General features: G+C 43.9%; 15 protein-coding genes. 9 read left to right on the top strand and 6 right to left on the bottom strand.

From position 1 onward, the window contains the following. The first annotated feature begins 155 nt into the window (after positions 1-155). The 6 genes from AS888_RS19430 (at position 156) to AS888_RS19405 (ending at position 5,658) form a co-directional block, all read left to right on the top strand. On the top strand, positions 156-698 hold the full coding sequence (locus tag AS888_RS19430; protein WP_061143793.1) for a helix-turn-helix domain-containing protein: 543 nt from the start codon (positions 156-158) through the stop codon (positions 696-698). Positions 699-772: 74 nt separating this feature from the next. Next, positions 773-1,882: an ABC transporter ATP-binding protein gene (locus tag AS888_RS19425; protein ID WP_061143792.1), complete on the top strand. Its 1,110-nt coding sequence runs from the start codon at positions 773-775 to the stop codon at positions 1,880-1,882. Beyond that, positions 1,872-2,675 carry an ABC transporter permease gene (locus tag AS888_RS19420; protein ID WP_061143834.1) on the top strand — a complete coding sequence of 268 codons (804 nt, stop codon included), beginning with the start codon at positions 1,872-1,874 and terminating at the stop codon, positions 2,673-2,675. The genes AS888_RS19425 and AS888_RS19420 overlap by 11 nt, the downstream gene beginning before the upstream one ends. A gap of 1 nt (position 2,676) precedes the next feature. Beyond that, positions 2,677-3,480 (top strand): ABC transporter permease, encoded by an 804-nt coding sequence (locus AS888_RS19415; protein WP_061143791.1) that lies wholly within the window; start codon positions 2,677-2,679, stop codon positions 3,478-3,480. Then, positions 3,477-4,550 (top strand): ABC transporter substrate-binding protein, encoded by a 1,074-nt coding sequence (locus tag AS888_RS19410; RefSeq protein ID WP_061143790.1) that lies wholly within the window; start codon positions 3,477-3,479, stop codon positions 4,548-4,550. Before AS888_RS19415 ends, AS888_RS19410 begins: the two co-directional genes overlap by 4 nt. Before the next feature lie 217 nt (positions 4,551-4,767). Beyond that, positions 4,768-5,658, top strand: coding sequence for a peptidylprolyl isomerase (locus tag AS888_RS19405; RefSeq protein ID WP_061143789.1), 891 nt, complete (start codon positions 4,768-4,770; stop codon positions 5,656-5,658). A 287-nt stretch (positions 5,659-5,945) separates the two neighbouring features. Here AS888_RS19405 and AS888_RS19400 read toward each other — a convergent pair whose 3' ends face one another. Beyond that, on the bottom strand, positions 5,946-6,467 hold the full coding sequence (locus tag AS888_RS19400) for a hypothetical protein (RefSeq protein ID WP_061143788.1): 522 nt from the start codon (positions 6,465-6,467) through the stop codon (positions 5,946-5,948). 168 nt (positions 6,468-6,635) lie between these two features. On the opposite strand from AS888_RS19400, the gene AS888_RS19395 reads away from it, so the two are divergent. Together AS888_RS19395 and AS888_RS19390 are read left to right on the top strand one after the other, a co-directional pair. After that, positions 6,636-7,100 carry a MarR family winged helix-turn-helix transcriptional regulator gene (locus tag AS888_RS19395; RefSeq protein WP_061143787.1) on the top strand — a complete coding sequence of 155 codons (465 nt, stop codon included), beginning with the start codon at positions 6,636-6,638 and terminating at the stop codon, positions 7,098-7,100. Continuing rightward, the gene (locus AS888_RS19390) at positions 7,101-10,217 is read left to right on the top strand and encodes an MMPL family transporter (RefSeq protein ID WP_061143786.1); all 3,117 of its coding nucleotides are present in this window, start codon (positions 7,101-7,103) and stop codon (positions 10,215-10,217) included. A gap of 345 nt (positions 10,218-10,562) precedes the next feature. Here the strand turns inward: AS888_RS19390 and AS888_RS19385 are convergent, their stop codons facing one another. The 4 genes from AS888_RS19385 to nagA all read right to left on the bottom strand — a co-directional run bounded on the left by AS888_RS19385 (position 10,563) and on the right by nagA (position 14,006). Further along, a complete protein-coding gene (locus AS888_RS19385) occupies positions 10,563-11,288 on the bottom strand; it encodes an SIS domain-containing protein (RefSeq protein ID WP_061143833.1) in 726 nt (241 codons plus the stop codon). A 67-nt stretch (positions 11,289-11,355) separates the two neighbouring features. Further along, the gene (locus AS888_RS19380; RefSeq protein ID WP_061143785.1) at positions 11,356-12,078 is read right to left on the bottom strand and encodes a GntR family transcriptional regulator; all 723 of its coding nucleotides are present in this window, start codon (positions 12,076-12,078) and stop codon (positions 11,356-11,358) included. 15 nt (positions 12,079-12,093) lie between these two features. Next, positions 12,094-12,828, bottom strand: coding sequence for a glucosamine-6-phosphate deaminase (nagB, locus tag AS888_RS19375; RefSeq protein ID WP_061143784.1), 735 nt, complete (start codon positions 12,826-12,828; stop codon positions 12,094-12,096). Beyond that, the gene (gene nagA, locus AS888_RS19370) at positions 12,825-14,006 is read right to left on the bottom strand and encodes an N-acetylglucosamine-6-phosphate deacetylase (protein WP_061143783.1); all 1,182 of its coding nucleotides are present in this window, start codon (positions 14,004-14,006) and stop codon (positions 12,825-12,827) included. The genes nagB and nagA overlap by 4 nt, the downstream gene beginning before the upstream one ends. 298 nt (positions 14,007-14,304) lie before the next feature. Here nagA and nagE point away from each other — a divergent pair, with 298 nt between their 5' ends. After that, complete coding sequence (gene nagE / locus AS888_RS19365; RefSeq protein ID WP_061143782.1) at positions 14,305-16,221, top strand: N-acetylglucosamine-specific PTS transporter subunit IIBC; 1,917 nt, start codon at positions 14,305-14,307, stop codon at positions 16,219-16,221. 47 nt (positions 16,222-16,268) lie between these two features. On the opposite strand, the gene AS888_RS19360 is transcribed toward nagE, so the two are convergent. Further along, the gene (locus AS888_RS19360; protein ID WP_061143781.1) at positions 16,269-17,096 is read right to left on the bottom strand and encodes an ABC transporter ATP-binding protein; all 828 of its coding nucleotides are present in this window, start codon (positions 17,094-17,096) and stop codon (positions 16,269-16,271) included. Between the last annotated feature and the right edge of the window lie 13 nt (positions 17,097-17,109).

Genomic DNA, 17,109 nt, shown 5'->3' with positions numbered 1-17,109 from the left:
CCAACATGCAGGCCCTTTTTTTTGAGCTGAAATTTCGATTGAAGTTTCTTATATTTCCTGTATAATAAAATTCGTTAAATTAAACTGAAAGTTTACTTATATCAAACTTTAATGACTGTAGGTTTACTATAAGTAAACCGATTGAGGGTAATACGATGCAAATTGGAAAGAAAATAAAGAACCTTCGCTTGAAAAAAGGGCTGACCCAGGAGGAACTGGGGGAAAGAACGGACCTAAGCAAGGGGTATATTTCGCAATTGGAAAGAGATCTAAGTTCCCCTTCCATTGAAACTCTTTTTAATATTTTGGAAGTTCTTGGCTGCAAGCCGACGCAGTTCTTCGATGAAGAGGAACTGGTCCAAAAAGTGGTGTATGAAGAAGAAGCCCAAACATTCTTTATCGATGAGGAACGGGGCTATCAGATTCAGTGGCTCGTCCCCGAATCGAATGAGAAGGAAATGGAACCGATTCGCCTCACTCTTCAGGAAAAAAGCGAATTCAAACAATTCGAGCCGTCCTTATCGGAAACGTTCGGTTATGTATTGAGCGGAAGAGTCATTGTAAAGCTCGGCACACATTCCTATTTCGCCCATGCCGGGGAATCGATATACTTCCATGCTTCTGACGAACATCAAATCGTCAACGATTTCGAGGGTCCTTCCGAATTACTGCTTGTGGTGACGAAATCATATTTATAGGCTTTTAAACAAATGCAACCGTCCGTTTAGGGTAAAGATAGATAAGTATGGTAATGGAAAGAGGGGGAGTAGCAATGGCTAACGAGAATATAATACGCTTTGAGCAGGTTACGAAGCAATTTGATGATGATACGGTAGTACTTGATAACGTAAGCTTTGAAATCGAGAGAGGGAAGTTCTATACGCTCCTGGGTCCTTCCGGCTGTGGGAAGACAACGATCCTTCGCTTGATTGCGGGATTTACGGAAGCGTCCAAAGGCGATATTTATTTTGAAGGAAAAAAGATCAATAATGTACCAGCCAATAAGAGGCAAGTGAATACGGTTTTTCAAGATTATGCCCTTTTTCCCCATTTGAATGTGTTTGAAAATGTGGCCTTCGGCTTGAGGATCAAAAAAATGAAAAACTCGGAAGTGGAAAAAAAGGTGAAGGAAGCTCTCAGTTTTGTCAATTTGGACGGCTATGAAAAACGGGAGATCAGGGAAATGTCCGGCGGACAGCGGCAGCGGGTCGCGATTGCCAGGGCGATTGTCAATGAACCTGAGGTCATCCTCCTGGATGAGCCGCTTTCTGCCCTTGATTTGAAGCTTCGTACTGAAATGCAATATGAATTGCGTGAGCTCCAGCAAAGACTGGGAATCACGTTCATCTTCGTTACGCATGACCAAGAAGAGGCGTTGGCGATGTCAGACGAGATCTTTGTCCTTAACAAAGGGAAGATCCAGCAAAGCGGGACTCCTACGGATATTTATGATGAACCGCTGAATCGATTCGTCGCCGATTTCATCGGTGAGTCGAATATCGTAAAAGGAAAAATGATCCAAGATTACCTGGTGGAGTTCGTCGGAAGGCAGTTCGAATGTGTAGACCAGGGATTGAACAGTAATGAAGCTGTCGATATTGTCATTCGTCCGGAGGATTTGGAAATTACCTCCGTCGATCGCGGAAAGCTCCAAGTCCGGGTCGATTCCCAGCTATTCCGCGGTGTTCATTATGAAATCAGCTGCTATGATCATGATGGAAATGAATGGCTTGTCCAATCAACCAAAAAGGCGACCGTTGGCGATGAAATAGGCCTGCACTTCGATCCGGAAGCAATCCATGTCATGCGATTGGGCGAGACGGAAGAAGAATTCGATAAGCGTTTGGAAGCGTATCATGATGAGGAAAGCCATGCAGAATAAACTATCAAAGAATATATTCTTCATACCCTATGTCTTATGGATCGCCTTATTCGTGATTGCACCGATTCTGCTGATCCTTTACTATTCCTTCTTTGACATCGAAGGAAATCTATCCTTGGTAAACTATCAGAAGTTCTTTACACCCGTTTATTTAAGAATGACATTGAGCTCATTTTGGTATGCCTTCCTGATTACGGCCATATCACTTTTGGTCGCGTACCCGACCGCTTTGTTGTTAACGAAAACCAAGCACAAGCAGCTGTGGCTTTTACTGATCATCGTCCCCTCCTGGATCAACTTACTCTTGAAGGCTTATGCCTTCATTGGGATTTTTGGCACATATGGTGTGGCGAATGGTTTTCTCGAGGTAATCGGAATCGGCAGTCAGCAAATTCTTTTTACTGATTTCAGTTTCATATTCGTTTCGGTTTATATCTTCATCCCATTCATGATCCTGCCGATCTTCAATGCGCTGGATGAACTGAATCCCACCCTTTTGGATGCGGCCAATGACCTGGGTGCGTCCCGGTGGATGACATTTCGCCGCGTCATTTTCCCTTTGACGCTTGATGGTGTAAAGACGGGATGCCAAGTCGTCTTCATCCCGGCGCTTTCATTGTTCATGCTTACAAGGTTGATTGCCGGTAACCGTGTCATCACGCTTGGTACGGCGATTGAACAGCATTTTCTCGTGACCCAGGATTGGGGAATGGGCTCGACGATTGCTGTGTTTTTGATTATTATCATGTTCCTGATTATGTTTGTAACGGGTAACCGAAAGCAGGGTGTGTAAAATGAGCAATAAATTATCGCCATTATCAAAGGCGTTTCTCGTTTTAATTTTTCTCATACTCTATGCACCGATTTTCTTTTTAGTGTTTTACTCGTTCAACAGCGGTGGAACGATGTATGACTTTAAAGGATTCACCATGGAGTGGTACAAGGAGCTGTTCAAAGATACAAGGCTGCTGATCATCGTATTGAATACCCTTGTCATTGCGTTATTATCGGCTCTCATCGCCACGATCATAGGGGTGATTGGAGCGATCGGGATTCGGTCGTTTACGAGCAGCAAGGCAAAGAATACGGTATTGTCACTGAATAACGTATTGATTGTCAGTCCTGATGTTATCATCGGTGCTTCCTTCCTGATTCTTTTCACGATGGCCGGAATCAAGCTTGGATTCTACTCGGTGCTGCTGTCGCATATCGCCTTCAGCATCCCGATCGTTGTGCTGCTTGTCCTGCCGAAGCTTCAGGAAATGAGCCCAACCCTGATCGATGCGGCGCGTGATTTAGGGGCAAGTCGGTGGGATGTATTGACGAAGGTCGTCCTACCGTACATTTTGCCAGGTATCTTTGCGGGATTCTTCATGGCACTCACTTATTCACTTGATGATTTTGCGGTGACGTTTTTCGTGACCGGCAACGGATTCTCCACTCTTTCCGTGGAAATCTATTCATTGGCCCGCCGCGGGATTTCATTGAATATCAATGCGTTATCGACTCTGCTGTTTGTCGTGACATTGCTGCTGGTCATCGTTTATTACTTCATCACCCAGCGAGTTAGGCAGACGGGAATGGGGGGGAAACGATGAAAAAGCTCATCCAATTGTTTTTAGTCATTGCCCTTGTATCCGCTTTGCTATTATATGCGATATCCAAGCTGAATTCTTCACAAGGTTTTACGAGCAGCAATACACTCACCATTTATAATTGGGGAGATTATATCGATGCCGACCTGATCGACCGTTTTGAAGAAGAAACGGGCATCAAGGTCATTTATGAGACGTTCGATTCCAATGAGGCGATGATGACGAAAATCGAACAGGGCGGTACGACGTATGATATTGCCATTCCGTCTGAATATATGATTGATAAAATGAGGCAGGAAGACTTATTGGTTCCCTTGGATCATTCCAAGCTACCGAATTTGAAAAATATTGACCAACGATTCATCGATCTGCCATTCGATCCGGGGAATAAATATTCCGTCCCTTATTTCTGGGGGACCGTTGGCATTGTTTACAATTCCAAGATGCTCGGCGGTAAAAAGATCACAGCTTGGGCCGATCTTTGGGATAAGGATTTAAAAAATGAAATCCTCCTGACGGATGGAGCCAGGGAAGTCATGGGCATGGGTCTGAACTCCTTGAACTATTCATTGAACGATACCGATGAAGCGCACCTTCAAGAGGCGAAGATCAAGCTCGATGCGCTCACTCCTAACATTAAAGCGATCGTCGGGGATGAAAGCCGCATGCTATTGGAGGCCCAGGAAGCGGCGATTGGCCTTGTTTGGTCGGGAGTGGCTTCCGAAATCATGGCTGAAAATGAAGATCTCGAATACGTGGTTCCGGAGGAAGGGTCGAATCTTTGGTTTGATAATATGGTCATTCCTAGGACGACCAAAAATGTCGATGCTGCCCACCAGTTCATCAACTTCATGCTTGACCCTGAAGTGGCGGCACAGAATGCCGAATATGTAAGCTATTCGACACCTAATAAAGAAGCGCTGAAATATATGCCAGAAGAAGTGGTGAAGGATGAACGCTTCTATCCATCACCAGAACTGACAGAGAAGCTTGAAGTGTATGAAAACCTCGGGAAGAAAAACTTGGCACGCTATAATGAACTCTTCCTCGAATTCAAGATGCATCGTAAATAACAAATGAAAAAGCATGGTGTAATGGAGAAATCCCGTTACACCATGTTTTTTTCGTATGCAAACGGGGAGAATCCGAAAGGCACAAAAATATTAGTGGGAAGATAAGTATGGTAGTATAATGGCTGGTCGGTTCATTCATATAGCCGCGGGCAGTTTATCTTAAGGATTAATTAATATTTAATCACTATCATTATAGAAAAATTGAGGGAGAGTATTCATGAAACTATTTAGAAGTACGAAGGCATATGTTTGGGCAGGATCCATTCTAATCATTGCCGGTATCATGGCATTTGCGATGGTATCGTCGATGGGTAAGGCAGTGGCGAGCATCGACGGCGAGAAAATCAATGAGGATGAGCTGCACGATGCCCTTGTTGCAGGATATGGAGCAGATACATTAGACCTTTTGATCACGAATAAGTTGATCGAATTGGAAGCGAAAAAAGCGGGAATCAAAATAAAGGATGCAGAGATCCAGAAGGAAATCGATAACATGGTTGCATCCTATGGCGAGGAGGCAGCGTTCAAAGAGCAATTGGAAGCAAGCGGATCTTCCATGGACGCCTTGAAAAAGGATATCGTTGTTTATCTGCAAACGAGAAAGCTGGTCGAACCGCGAATTACCGTGACAGATGATGAAATCAGCACCTATTTCGAAGACAATAAAGATACCTTTGCACAAGCGGAGCAAGTCGAGGCTAGCCATATTTTAGTCGAAGACGAAAAAACGGCTAAAAAAGTCGCAAAAGAAATAGCGGATGGCGGCGACTTTGCCAAACTGGCCGCCAAGTATTCCACCGATACGCAAACGGCGAGTAACGGCGGCAGCTTAGGGTATTTTGGAAAAGGTGATATGGTCGGCGAATTTGAGGATGTTGCCTTCGATCTTGATGTGGACAAGGTCAGTGAACCGGTCAAAACCGAATACGGCTACCATATCATTAAAGTCACTGGAAAGAAGGAAGCGAAAAAAGCGAATTTGGAAGATAGTAAAGATGCGATTAAAGAAACGCTTATCACTGAACGATTGCAGGAGGAATATCCCGCTTGGTTGGCGGAAGTGAAAAAAGACCACGATATAACGAATGAATTAACGGAGTCTGAATAAGGTCTTGAAGGTTTCGGAATGCTAGCAGCATCCCGAAACCTTTTTTTATTTTTTATCATTCCTTATTCGGTCACAGCCACGTTCACATGGCCATCAAATGACTGTTGGCAGAAGCGATTATTTAGATCTGCGACCATGCAGCCGCTGTGGCTTGGCGGGGTCTCAACGGACCGCCCCTGGATAAGCGAGTGCCAAACGATCAGAACTCAAAAAAGCTGCAGGCAAACTCCAATTAACGAGTTTGCCTGCAGCTTTGAAGCTGAGTCGTTTCTTCAGCTATTTAATCATTAGAAGTTCGATGAGATCGATTTTTGATTGGATAATTCCGATTTCGTTACGATTTCATCACTTTCTTTTTCCCCTTTTTTATTCGATTTCACGGATGAAGATGGCGTTTCTTTTAGCTGTTTCCCGGCAACGACAACTTTTGAGCTGATGTCTTTCAATTCACTTGTAGCTTCCTTGGCTGTACCAAGGGCATCAGTCGAGATATCCTTCACTTCGGAAACTTTACCTACCACGTCTTCATTGACGGTTTCATATAAAGCCTCAACATCATGAATGGCCTCTTTGATCGTCTCGGTAGCCCCTTTGACGCCTGATACCATCTGGTCCTTCACTTCTCCGGGATTTTCCTTAACCTGTTCAATCATATTCATGGAGTTATCTTTTAAAAGGACCGCAGAACGCTTCATTTTATTTCTTGTTGTGGAGTCCAGCAAGGTCAAGGCGCCGCCGACAAGTCCTCCGATGAGAATGCCTTTTAATAATTTGCTGTTCGATTGAGTTTCGATCGTCGATTGAGTCATTTATATTTCCTCCTTAAGAATAGTAGATTGTTTGCTTACTTCGGGTTTTCCCTTATTTACCATAATTTAAACTGGAAAAAATAAACTGTCATAGGATTGACATAATAAATAAACTAGTAGTAAGCTACATATAGTTAAGTGAGTGAACTAATTTTGCGAGGTGTTTCGATGAATGATGAAAAAATATCCATTTTAATTGACCGATATATGAAAGTTTCCTTTTATGTCAATAAGATGGGGGAACTATTGATTAAAGATCAAATATGTGATGTGCTGACGAACGAGCAATACTACACATTACGATTCATTGAACAACAACGATTATGTACCTCTACGGATATCAGCGAAGCCTTTTATATAAATAAGAGCGCGGTCACCTCCAATATCAACAGGCTTGAAGGCAAAGGGCTGATTGAGCGGGAGCAGGACCAATATGACCGGAGGGTCTTTCATTTGAAGCTTTCCGAAGAGGGAGCGGCATTGTTGCATAAAACGGAGCATAAGATTCATAAATTGGTCGAGGGCATCATGACTAAATTCGAATATGAAGAGATTGTTAAATTCCTTGATACATATGAGAAGCTCTCACAAATTTTCATAGAAATGAAAAATGGCGAACAGGAGGAACTGTAAATGAGAGGGATAATAAAGGCAAGGTGGTTAGTCCTGATCATCTGGGTTGCCATTACAGCCGGTTTAATGTTTTCGGCTCCGAATATCGCAAACCTTGTCCGTGATAAGGGCCAGCTTGATGTACCGGCAGAGTATTCCTCTGGAAAAGCCAATGAACTCATGAAAGAGATACAAGATGAAGATGAGTCCCAAGTAGCTCTCGTATTCCATGGTGATAAGAAGCTAACTTCCTCGGAATTGAAGGAAATCAAGCTAGCCATCGAAAAGCTGGAAAAGGATAAATCCGAGTTAGGCATCACGGAAATCATGACACATTTCAAAGAGAAATCGCTTAAGGATCAATTGGTTTCGGAGGATGGATCGACGGTATTGATATCCATCACGATGACATTAGGGGACAGGGAAGCCAAGGAAGTGATCGATACCCTTTATAAGGAATTGGAACAAGTCGATATCGAACATTATTACACTAGCAGCTGGATGATCGATGAAGATCTTAATACCAATTCCCAAGAAGGGCTGAAAAAAACCGAAGGCATTACGGTTGTCTTCATTTTGGCGGTATTGCTGATCGTTTTCCGATCGGTGGTGACACCGATCATTCCGTTGATCACCGTAGGCTTTACGTATTTATGTTCACAATCCATCGTTTCATTCCTGGTCGATCGATGGGACTTTCCGATTTCATCTTATACGCAAATATTCCTAGTCGGGATTTTATTTGGTATCGGCACCGACTATTGCATCCTGCTGCTTAGTCGCTTCAAGGAGGAGCTGTCGTCACAGGAATCATTGGTCGAAGCCATCGTGGAGACATATCGAACGGCTGGCAAGACGGTCTTCTTCAGCGGCCTGACTGTAATGATTGGCTTTGCGGCAATTGGTTTTTCCACTTTCAAGCTCTATCAATCTGCTGCAGCGGTTGCCATCGGGGTTTTCATATTGATGCTTGCCCTATATACGATCGTTCCATTTTTCATGGCGATTTTAGGCAAAAGGTTATTTTGGCCTGCTAAAGGGAAGCTTGCGCATAGTGAAAGCAAAATATGGGCAATCCTTGGGAATTTTTCCTTGAAACGTCCCTTATTGGCGTTAGTGATCGTTGCAATCATTTGTGTGCCTTTTTTGTTCGTATACGATGGGGACATATCCTATAACTCCCTGGAGGAAGCGGGCGATGACGTTCCTTCGATCATGGCTTTTAATATCATTTCCGATGAATTCGGACCGGGACAGTCGATGCCAACACAGATCGTCATAAAAAATGACGAACGGATGGACTCGGAGGAATACGTCGCGCTCGCAGAAAAAATCGGTCAGGAAGTCGCCAAGGTCGATGAAGTCGATATAGTCCGAGCCATGACCCGCCCGGCAGGTGAGCCCATCAAGGACCTTTTTGTCTCCAATCAAGCTGAAACGCTGGAAAAAGGAATCGGGGAAGGGAATGACGGGATTAAAGAAATCAGTGACGGGTTAAAAACGGCAGGCAATGAGCTCTCCGATTCAGGACCGCGCTTGAAGCAAGCGACTGACGGGATAGGGGGACTCATTTCTGGCACTGATGAATTAAAGAGCGGTGTAGGTCAGGTAGAGAAAGCGTTAACGAGCATTGAAGCAGGAATTCGTGATGGGTCTTCCGGTACAGGTGACATCAAAGTAGGTCTGAATGAAGTGAAGGCCAATTTGGAGAAGCTGTCTGCCGGAAGCGAGAAGCTCCTGGGGGGCTATCGGCAATCAACCAATGGTCTGACGGAACTCAAGAATGGTTACAAACAGATCCAAACGAATCTGACGGCTGTGTCACAAAGCCTGGCTGCTTTAAATCCTTCCTTTGAGCAAGTGGAAGGCGCACATCCGGAATTACAGGCAGATGCATCTTATCAAAAAATCAAGCAAACCGTACAAGGGGCCCAGAATGGGTTGGAGCCCATGTCAGCAGGTCTTTCCGAGCTCAATCGCAATCTCGGTGTGGTGTCGGGCGGCTTGAATACCGCAAACGAAAATATGGCAGAAATCGTAAACGGACAGAAAGCTCTAGGGAGCGGCCTGAACCGGTTGATTGCTGGTGTTGATGAGCTACAAAAAGGCCTGGGCACGATGGCCAATGGTCAAGGTGAAGTCATCAATAATCTATCACAATTCAAAGGGGGACTTACTAGCCTTAACAATGGGCAGCAAGAACTCCTGAATGGTTTTTCAAGTCTTGGAGGGCAGCTTACCGATTTGGAAGACGGTTTGAATCAAAGCGCAGATGGCCTGAATGAAGTGCATGATGGATTATCGTCTGCACAGGGGTATTTATCCGGGTTGGCAAAAACGGATAAAACGGTAACGGGCATGTACATTCCAAAAGAAGTAGTGGAAAGCAAAGAATTTGGTGAAGCATTGAACGCGTACTTATCTGAAGATGGTAAAGTGATGACAATGGATGTGGTCTTCAAGGAGAATCCATATTCCAATGAAGCAATCGAGCAAATCGACTCGATTGAGGAAACGGTAGAGCGAGTCACGAAAGGTACAAAGCTTGAAAATGCGCAGGTGGCGATAGGGGGAATCACAAGTACGCATCATGACTTGAGCGTAATGTCCGAGGCGGACTTCTCACGCACCGTCATCTTGATGCTGTCAGGCATTGCAATCATCCTCTTTTTCATGCTGCGATCACTGGTGATGCCAATTTACCTGATTGTGTCGCTCGTCTTGACATACTATACGGCGGCAGCGATAACAGAGTTGATTTTTGTTAACATTCTTGGTTATGCAGGTATCGGCTGGGCCGTTCCTTTCTTTGCCTTCGTCATCCTGATGGCCCTGGGCATTGACTATAGCATCTTCTTGATGGATCGCTTTAACGAAATGAAAGAAAAGCCGGTGAAGGAAGCGATGCTGCTGTCGATGAGAAAAATGGGAACGGTGATCATCTCAGCGGCTGTCATTCTGGGCGGGACATTTGCGGCCATGATGCCAGCAGGGGTTTTATCACTCTTGGAGATTGCCACCTTAATATTGGTTGGCCTTGGATTATATGCGTTTGTCATCTTGCCATTGTTCATACCCGTAATGGTTGCAACATTTGGAAACGCGAATTGGTGGCCATTTTTGAAAGATAAGGAATAAACGTAAATTAAAGAAGGCATCCATTCGGATGCCTTCAGTTTGTGTGCGCCCTGTATTTTGAAGGCAATAGTGATAACTGCATGAGCGGCCGGAAAAAGTGAGTGGATGGGCGGAAACATTGCGACGAAGGTCGGAAAAGTTGCCTGGAAGGGCGGGAAAAGTGAGAGGAAGGTCGGGAAAATTGCGTCGAAGGCCAGAAAATCTGCATGAACGGTCGGAAAACCTGCGACGGTCGAAAAAAGTGAATGGAAGGCCGAAAAACTGCGTGAAAGGCTGAAGTTGATTCGGGTTGGCTACAGTAAAAAGGCATCCATTCGGATGCCTTTTTTAACTATGTAGTGCATTTTATAATTGGGGAATTCTTGTTTTATATTTTGCGATGAGGCGTTGATTGTGTTCGTCGGCCCCTTCGATATTGCTGCTTAGGAATACCGGGGGGGTCACTCCTGAATCAATGATCGTTTCGATGACTTGGGTGAAGATCATGTTTAGGAGGACGGCACCGGTTACGGTCGATCCGGATCCAAATGTAATATTGTTTGATTTCAGCAAAGTATCACCTTTGGAAATATGATTGTCGATGACCATATCCACGACATCATGGAGGTAAAGTTTCTCTTTATGCCGGGAAGGACAGCTGGATGCATAAGCCGGTGATGTCAAACCTATGACAAAGGCGCCTTTTTCCTTAGCGATTGCAGCGACATCAATCGGTACGGGATTTACACCAGAGGATGAGATGACGATGCAGACATCACCCGGACGGATATCTTCATCCTGCATGAATTTTTCCGATAGGTTATTTTGCCGTTCAAGTTGCGATGCTCTTGATGCGCCTTTGAAAAGCATTAAATCTTCAACGAAAATGGGGCGGATGGCTGCCAATCCGCCAGCCCTGTAGAACACCTCTTCCGTCAAAATGTGGGAGTGCCCACTTCCGAATAAATGGACGATTCCGTCAGACATGATGGATGCTGAGATCCTTTCCACTGCTTCATTCAATGATTGTTTTTCCTTTTCTACAACAGTGGAAAGTAGAGCCTGCACTTCTTTGAAATATGAGTTCATTATATGACACCCTCCATTGATCATAGTGATGAAATTGTCTCTATACGAATATCAGCCAAAACAATCGAGGTTATCTGTTGATGGTGATGGTGAACTTATACCTGTCTGCCCGATATGCTGATCTGACAAATTCAAGGGGAGTTCCATCGATTAGGTACGTATTCCTTTGAATGAATAAAATGGGCGAGTGTTTGGGAATTGCCAAATGGGCGATTTCCAAATCGGAAGCAATCGATGATTCCAACGTTTGTGTCGCATAGTCTATTTTAAGTTTAACGTAATTCTCGACATATTGGTAAAGCGAAAGGTTAATGATTTCTTCCGTTAATCCTTTAATTAAATTCGCAGACATGTATACCGTCTCGAGTGCCATTGGGACATCATCGGCCAATCGAATCCGTTTGATTTCATAAACGGGGGCATATAGGGAAATATGCAATTCATTGGCGATTTTCTTAGTAGCCGGTATGATTTCGAAGCTCAGAAGCCTGCTGCTGGGATTGAGGCCCCTGGCCTTCATATCTTCTGTAAAGCTGGTCAGACCGTTAAGCTGCTGCTCGAGCTTCTTGTCGGCGACGAAGGTTCCCCGGCCTTTTTGCCGGTATAGATATCCATCATTAACCAAGTTATTTATCGCCTGCCGCACGGTCATCCGGCTAATTTCGAATTGCTCGGCATATTCACGTTCAGACGGCAGGGCATTGTGCGCTTGGAACTCACCGTTTTCTATTTGCCTTTTTATTTGTTCTTCGATTTGAAAATAAATCGGAAGAGGTGAGTTTTTATCAATCATCGATTTTCGCTCCTTTTAGGGCATTACCACGCCGGATAACGCTTTTTGGTCTGCGATAATTGTAACATTATTATGTTTTTTAAGGATAGATGCAGGGAATTCTTCCGTAATCTCTCCATCGAAGAGCCTCTTCAAGGTTTCGGCTTTTTCTTCGCCGGAAATCAGAAGAAGGATCTCCTTGCTTTTCATGATTGTGGAAATGCCCATCGTCATTGCTTGTGTGGGAACTTCGTCAATGGAGTCGAAATAACGGGCATTCGCTTGGCGTGTTGAATCCTCAAGCGTTACTACATGGGTACCGGAATTGAAAGAAGTTCCAGGCTCATTAAAACCGATATGTCCATTTTGGCCAATTCCAAGTATTTGCAGGTCAATCCCTCCCAAGGAATCGATTCTTTCGTCATACCGTCTGCATTCTTCATCTGAATTATCCGGTGTGCCGTTTGGTACGAAGGTTTGCCCTTTATTGATATCGATATGGTTGAATAGGGAGTCATTCATATAAAAATGGTAACTGTTGGGATCATTTGGTTTTAAGCCGATATACTCATCGAGATTAAAAGATGTTACATGTTCATAAGAAGTATGATTTTGGACATGGTCTTCGATCATGGAATCATACATTCCTTTAGGTGTACCGCCCGTTGCCAGGCCAAGGATGACTTCCGGATTTCCTTTAACCTTTCCAATAACGATTTCTGCAGCCGTCCGGCTCATTTCTGCATAGTCCTGCACTTTGATGATATTCATTTTACATTCTCCTTTTTATAAGCTAATTTACCTCTGCAAAACGTCATTTCAACGTCCAATTCTTCATTTAAGATGACAAGGTCCGCATCTTTTCCAACTTCAATGCTGCCTTTCCTATCAAAAATCCGAAGTTGCTTGGCAGGATTTTCTGCCGTCATTTTTATAATGTCAGTCATGGAACAACCGGTATATTGCAAAGTATTCTTAATCGCATCATTCATTTTCAGTATACTGCCCGCAAGTGTCCCATCTGGAAGCGTTGCTTTCGTTTCATCAACATTCACATCCTGGCCGCCCAAGTCGTAAGTGCCCTTTTCAAGCCATTTGGCACGAAGCGAGTCGGTTATCAGGATCATGCGATTGCTGGTGATTTGGTCAAAAGCCAATTTCACCATTTCCGGTCGGCAATGAATGCCGTCCGTGATAAGTTCAACGAATAACTCGTCACGAAGGTAGGCCGCGCCCAAAACGCCAGGCTCTCGGTGATGGAGGCCCCGCATCCCGTTATAAAGATGTGTCACATGTGTCGTGCCAGCTTCAATCGCTTCACTGATTTGGTCATATGTTGCATCGGAATGTCCAATGGAAGCGACGACGCCTGTTTCCTTTAGGTGTCGCGCAAGCTCCAGTCCATTTGGTTGTTCAGGTGCAAGCGTTACAAGCTTGATATGGTTATGGGCAAGCAATTGCCATCTCTTGAAGAGCGAAACATCGGGATCGACGATGAAGTCTTCAGGCTGTGCCCCTTTACGTGCTGGTGAAATGAACGGGCCTTCCAAATGAATCCCGACTATTTCAGCATGATCTTCGTTTTGTTCTTTAATATAGGTACCCGCATTAAGCAGTGCTGATTCGATGGCATCAGCAGATTGGGTCATCGTGGTTGCCAGAAAGCTGGTCGTGCCTTCTTTTGGAAGAGTCTTTGCCATCGTCGACAATGCTTCGCTAGTGGCGTCCATTGCATCGGCCTTGGCCGCGCCGTGGATATGAACATCGATGGCACCGGGGATGATCTGATACTCCGATGGAAGCGTAATTACCGTGGCATCGTCATCCTGTTTACATTGACTGGCTGGGCCCACTTCGGCAATTTTCCCGTCCACGACTTTAATGTACCCGTCCTTGTAGGTTTCCTTTTCGCTATGAACCATTAGATTATTGATAATGAATGTTTTCATACATAATCTCCTTTATGAAAGTGAAACGTAATGAATGAGTCACGAATTGAGTCTCACATATTTTGTTCTAATTTTATCGCTTTTATTAAAAGTTGTCTAGACCAGTTGCTTCGTACAAGCAACGAAAAAGAACGAATCGGGCTATTTCCGAAGAATTTCAATAAAATTGGTATAGACATCTATATATTTTTTGTGCTAGTATAAGCCAATGAAAAGTTATTAATGAAATGAAAACGCTTTTACACTTCTTGTCATTTAGCCTTATCAATAGAAGTTAGGAACAAGGGAGATGAGTTCGATGTTAAATTATTTACAAAAAATTGGTAAAGCTCTAATGTTACCGATTGCTGTCTTGCCGGCAGCGGCTATATTGCTTCGCCTGGGTCAGCCAGATTTGCTGGATATATCATTCATGGCAGCCGCGGGTAAAGCGATCTTTGATAACCTTGCCTTACTTTTCGCTTTAGGTATTGCAATCGGGTTATCTAAAGACGGAAGCGGTGCCGCGGCATTAGCTGGTCTTGTTGGTTATTTTGTATTAACCAATGGTACACAGGCCATTAATAAAGAAATCGACATGGCTGTTTTAGGCGGTATCATATCTGGTATCGTGGCAGCTTTCCTATATAACAGATACTCTGATATAAAGCTTCCTGAATGGCTTGGATTCTTTTCAGGAAAACGGTTTGTCCCGATTATCACTTCGCTTGCGATGATTGCACTGGCGGGAATATTCGGGATTGTATGGCCGCCGATTCAAGATGTCATCAATAACATTGGCGAATGGATCACAGGTGCAGGGGCTTTAGGCGCTGGTGTATTTGGCGTATTGAATCGTTTATTGCTTCCTGTAGGATTGCATCACGTTCTGAACAGCTTGGTATGGTTTGTATTTGGAGAATATAATGGAGCAACTGGAGATATTAATCGTTTCTTCGCAGGCGATCCAAGTGCTGGACCTTTCATGACCGGCTTTTTCCCAATCATGATGTTTGGTCTGCCGGCAGCGGCATTAGCCATGATTGCAGCGGCCAAGAAAGAGAAACGTAAATTGGTAACGGGAATGCTGGTCGGATTGGCTTTCACTTCCTTCTTGACCGGAATCACGGAACCAATCGAATTTCTATTTATGTTCATTGCGCCGGTGTTATATGTCATACATGCCCTTTTAACAGGGGTTTCCATGGCACTGGCTGTTATGCTGGATATCCATCACGGTTTTGGATTCTCGGCAGGGGCCATCGATTATTTGTTGAACTTTGGGATAGCTCAAAAACCATTATGGATCATACCGATCGGGTTGGTATATGGAGCCATTTATTTCGTGATTTTCTACTTTGTCATCAAGGCCATGGATTTGAAAACACCAGGACGTGAAGACGATGAGGAAGGCCCAGAAGAAGAAACGGTTGTGAAAACAGGTGATAAATATACCGATATGGGTTCTCTGTTCATTCAAGATCTTGGCGGTAAAGAAAATCTGAAATCTATAGATAATTGTACAACACGCTTACGTTTAGTAGTGGCTGATGCAGATAATGTGAATGAATCGGCTCTAAAAAGACATGGTGCACGAGGTGTGCTGAAGTTAAATAAAACAAGCGTTCAGGTCATAGTAGGAACGAACGTCGAATTTGTTGCAGATGCGATGAAACAGCTTGTTCAAAATGGAGTTAGTCCAAGCCAAGTGAAAACAGCACCAGCAGCACAAGTTGTGGATGAACGTGTAGTAGAAAACAAAGCATCAGAGTTAGGCTTCGATGATTTTGTGCTTCCGATCGAAGGGACCGTTTTACCAATCGAACAAGTCCCTGATCAAGTGTTTGCGATGAAAATGATGGGGGATGGCTTCGCAATCGATCCTGTAGATGGAAAACTTGTTTCACCTATCGATGGGGAAGTGCTTAATGTATTCCCAACTAAGCACGCCCTGGGATTGAAAATGAATAATGGACTGGAAATTCTGATTCATGTAGGGTTAGATACAGTTAAATTAAATGGAGAAGGTTTCAAATCTCTTGTCCAAGAAGGCCAGAAGATTACTAAAGGTACGCCGCTTTTGGATATCGATCTTGATTTCGTAAAACGGAATGCTCCTTCTGCGATCACACCTATCATCTTCACTAATTTACCTGAAGGAACGGCAGTGAAATTGCAAAAAACGGGAACTCAGAATCAAAATACAGCAGACATCATCCGTTTGGAAAATCATTGAGTGGATGGGTGGAAAAAAAAGGCGGTCGACAATGTCGACTGCCTTTTTCATTGGTTATTTGATAAAACGGCTTCTTTAAATGTTTCTTGCTGTGATAGATTGTCATATCCGAAACAAACAGGGGCCCCATTGGCAGGATCAATCATGACCCTTGCATCAATACGAAACACTTCTTCCAGTATGGCAGGCGTAATGATCTCCGAAGGAGGCCCGATCTTAATGATTTCTCCTTCTTTCATCGTGATGATTTCATGTGAAAACCGGGACGCGTGGTTAATATCATGCAAAACCATGACAGTCGTTATTTTCTGTTCTTTATTTAGCTTTTCAACGATTTGCAAAACCTCTAATTGATGAGCCATATCAAGGTAGGTGGTTGGCTCATCCAATAATAATATATCCGTTTTCTGTGCTAAAGCCATTGCCAGCCATACCTTTTGTCTTTGACCGCCAGATAAATTGGCGATTTGCCTGTTTCGAAATGAAACGGTCTTGGTAATATCCATGGCCCATTCGATCGTTTCTTTATCTTCCTTCGTCAGCTTATTTACATTATTACGGTGTGGATACCTTCCATATGAAATAAGTTCCTCGACCTTCAATTGTGCAGGTGCGACCGGGTTTTGGGGGAGCAAACTCAGCTGCTTGGCAATCTCCTTTGTGTGGATCTTATGCAGGTCCTGCCCTTGTAAAAAAACGCTTCCGCTTTTTTGTTTTAAAATCCGGCCGATTGTCTTTAATAATGTCGATTTACCGCAGCCATTGGGTCCAATGATGGTCGTGACCAGGCCTTCTTTTATTTCCAGATTCAAGTTTTTGAATACCGTCAATTTCTCGTAATTCGTTTCTAAATTTTCCATACGGAGAATACTCACCGATCATCTCTCC

It is taken from the genome of Peribacillus simplex, from assembly GCF_001542915.1.
In the GTDB taxonomy this organism is placed as follows: domain Bacteria; phylum Bacillota; class Bacilli; order Bacillales; family DSM-1321; genus Peribacillus; species Peribacillus simplex_B.
This window is presented reverse-complemented; position numbering and strand designations above follow the sequence as displayed.

What these genes read in the sequence shown, in the direction of transcription:
- AS888_RS19410 (WP_061143790.1), top strand. Translation starts at nt 3,477, where the DNA reads ATGAAAAAGCTCATCCAATTGTTTTTAGTCATTGCCCTTGTATCCGCT.
- nagE (WP_061143782.1), top strand. Translation starts at nt 14,305, where the DNA reads ATGTTAAATTATTTACAAAAAATTGGTAAAGCTCTAATGTTACCGATT.
- AS888_RS19405 (WP_061143789.1), top strand. Translation starts at nt 4,768, where the DNA reads ATGAAACTATTTAGAAGTACGAAGGCATATGTTTGGGCAGGATCCATT.
- AS888_RS19390 (WP_061143786.1), top strand. Translation starts at nt 7,101, where the DNA reads ATGAGAGGGATAATAAAGGCAAGGTGGTTAGTCCTGATCATCTGGGTT.
- AS888_RS19420 (WP_061143834.1), top strand. Translation starts at nt 1,872, where the DNA reads ATGCAGAATAAACTATCAAAGAATATATTCTTCATACCCTATGTCTTA.
- nagB (WP_061143784.1), bottom strand. Translation starts at nt 12,828, where the DNA reads ATGAATATCATCAAAGTGCAGGACTATGCAGAAATGAGCCGGACGGCT.
- AS888_RS19415 (WP_061143791.1), top strand. Translation starts at nt 2,677, where the DNA reads ATGAGCAATAAATTATCGCCATTATCAAAGGCGTTTCTCGTTTTAATT.
- AS888_RS19430 (WP_061143793.1), top strand. Translation starts at nt 156, where the DNA reads ATGCAAATTGGAAAGAAAATAAAGAACCTTCGCTTGAAAAAAGGGCTG.
- AS888_RS19400 (WP_061143788.1), bottom strand. Translation starts at nt 6,467, where the DNA reads ATGACTCAATCGACGATCGAAACTCAATCGAACAGCAAATTATTAAAA.
- AS888_RS19425 (WP_061143792.1), top strand. Translation starts at nt 773, where the DNA reads ATGGCTAACGAGAATATAATACGCTTTGAGCAGGTTACGAAGCAATTT.
- AS888_RS19395 (WP_061143787.1), top strand. Translation starts at nt 6,636, where the DNA reads ATGAATGATGAAAAAATATCCATTTTAATTGACCGATATATGAAAGTT.
- nagA (WP_061143783.1), bottom strand. Translation starts at nt 14,006, where the DNA reads ATGAAAACATTCATTATCAATAATCTAATGGTTCATAGCGAAAAGGAA.
- AS888_RS19380 (WP_061143785.1), bottom strand. Translation starts at nt 12,078, where the DNA reads ATGATTGATAAAAACTCACCTCTTCCGATTTATTTTCAAATCGAAGAA.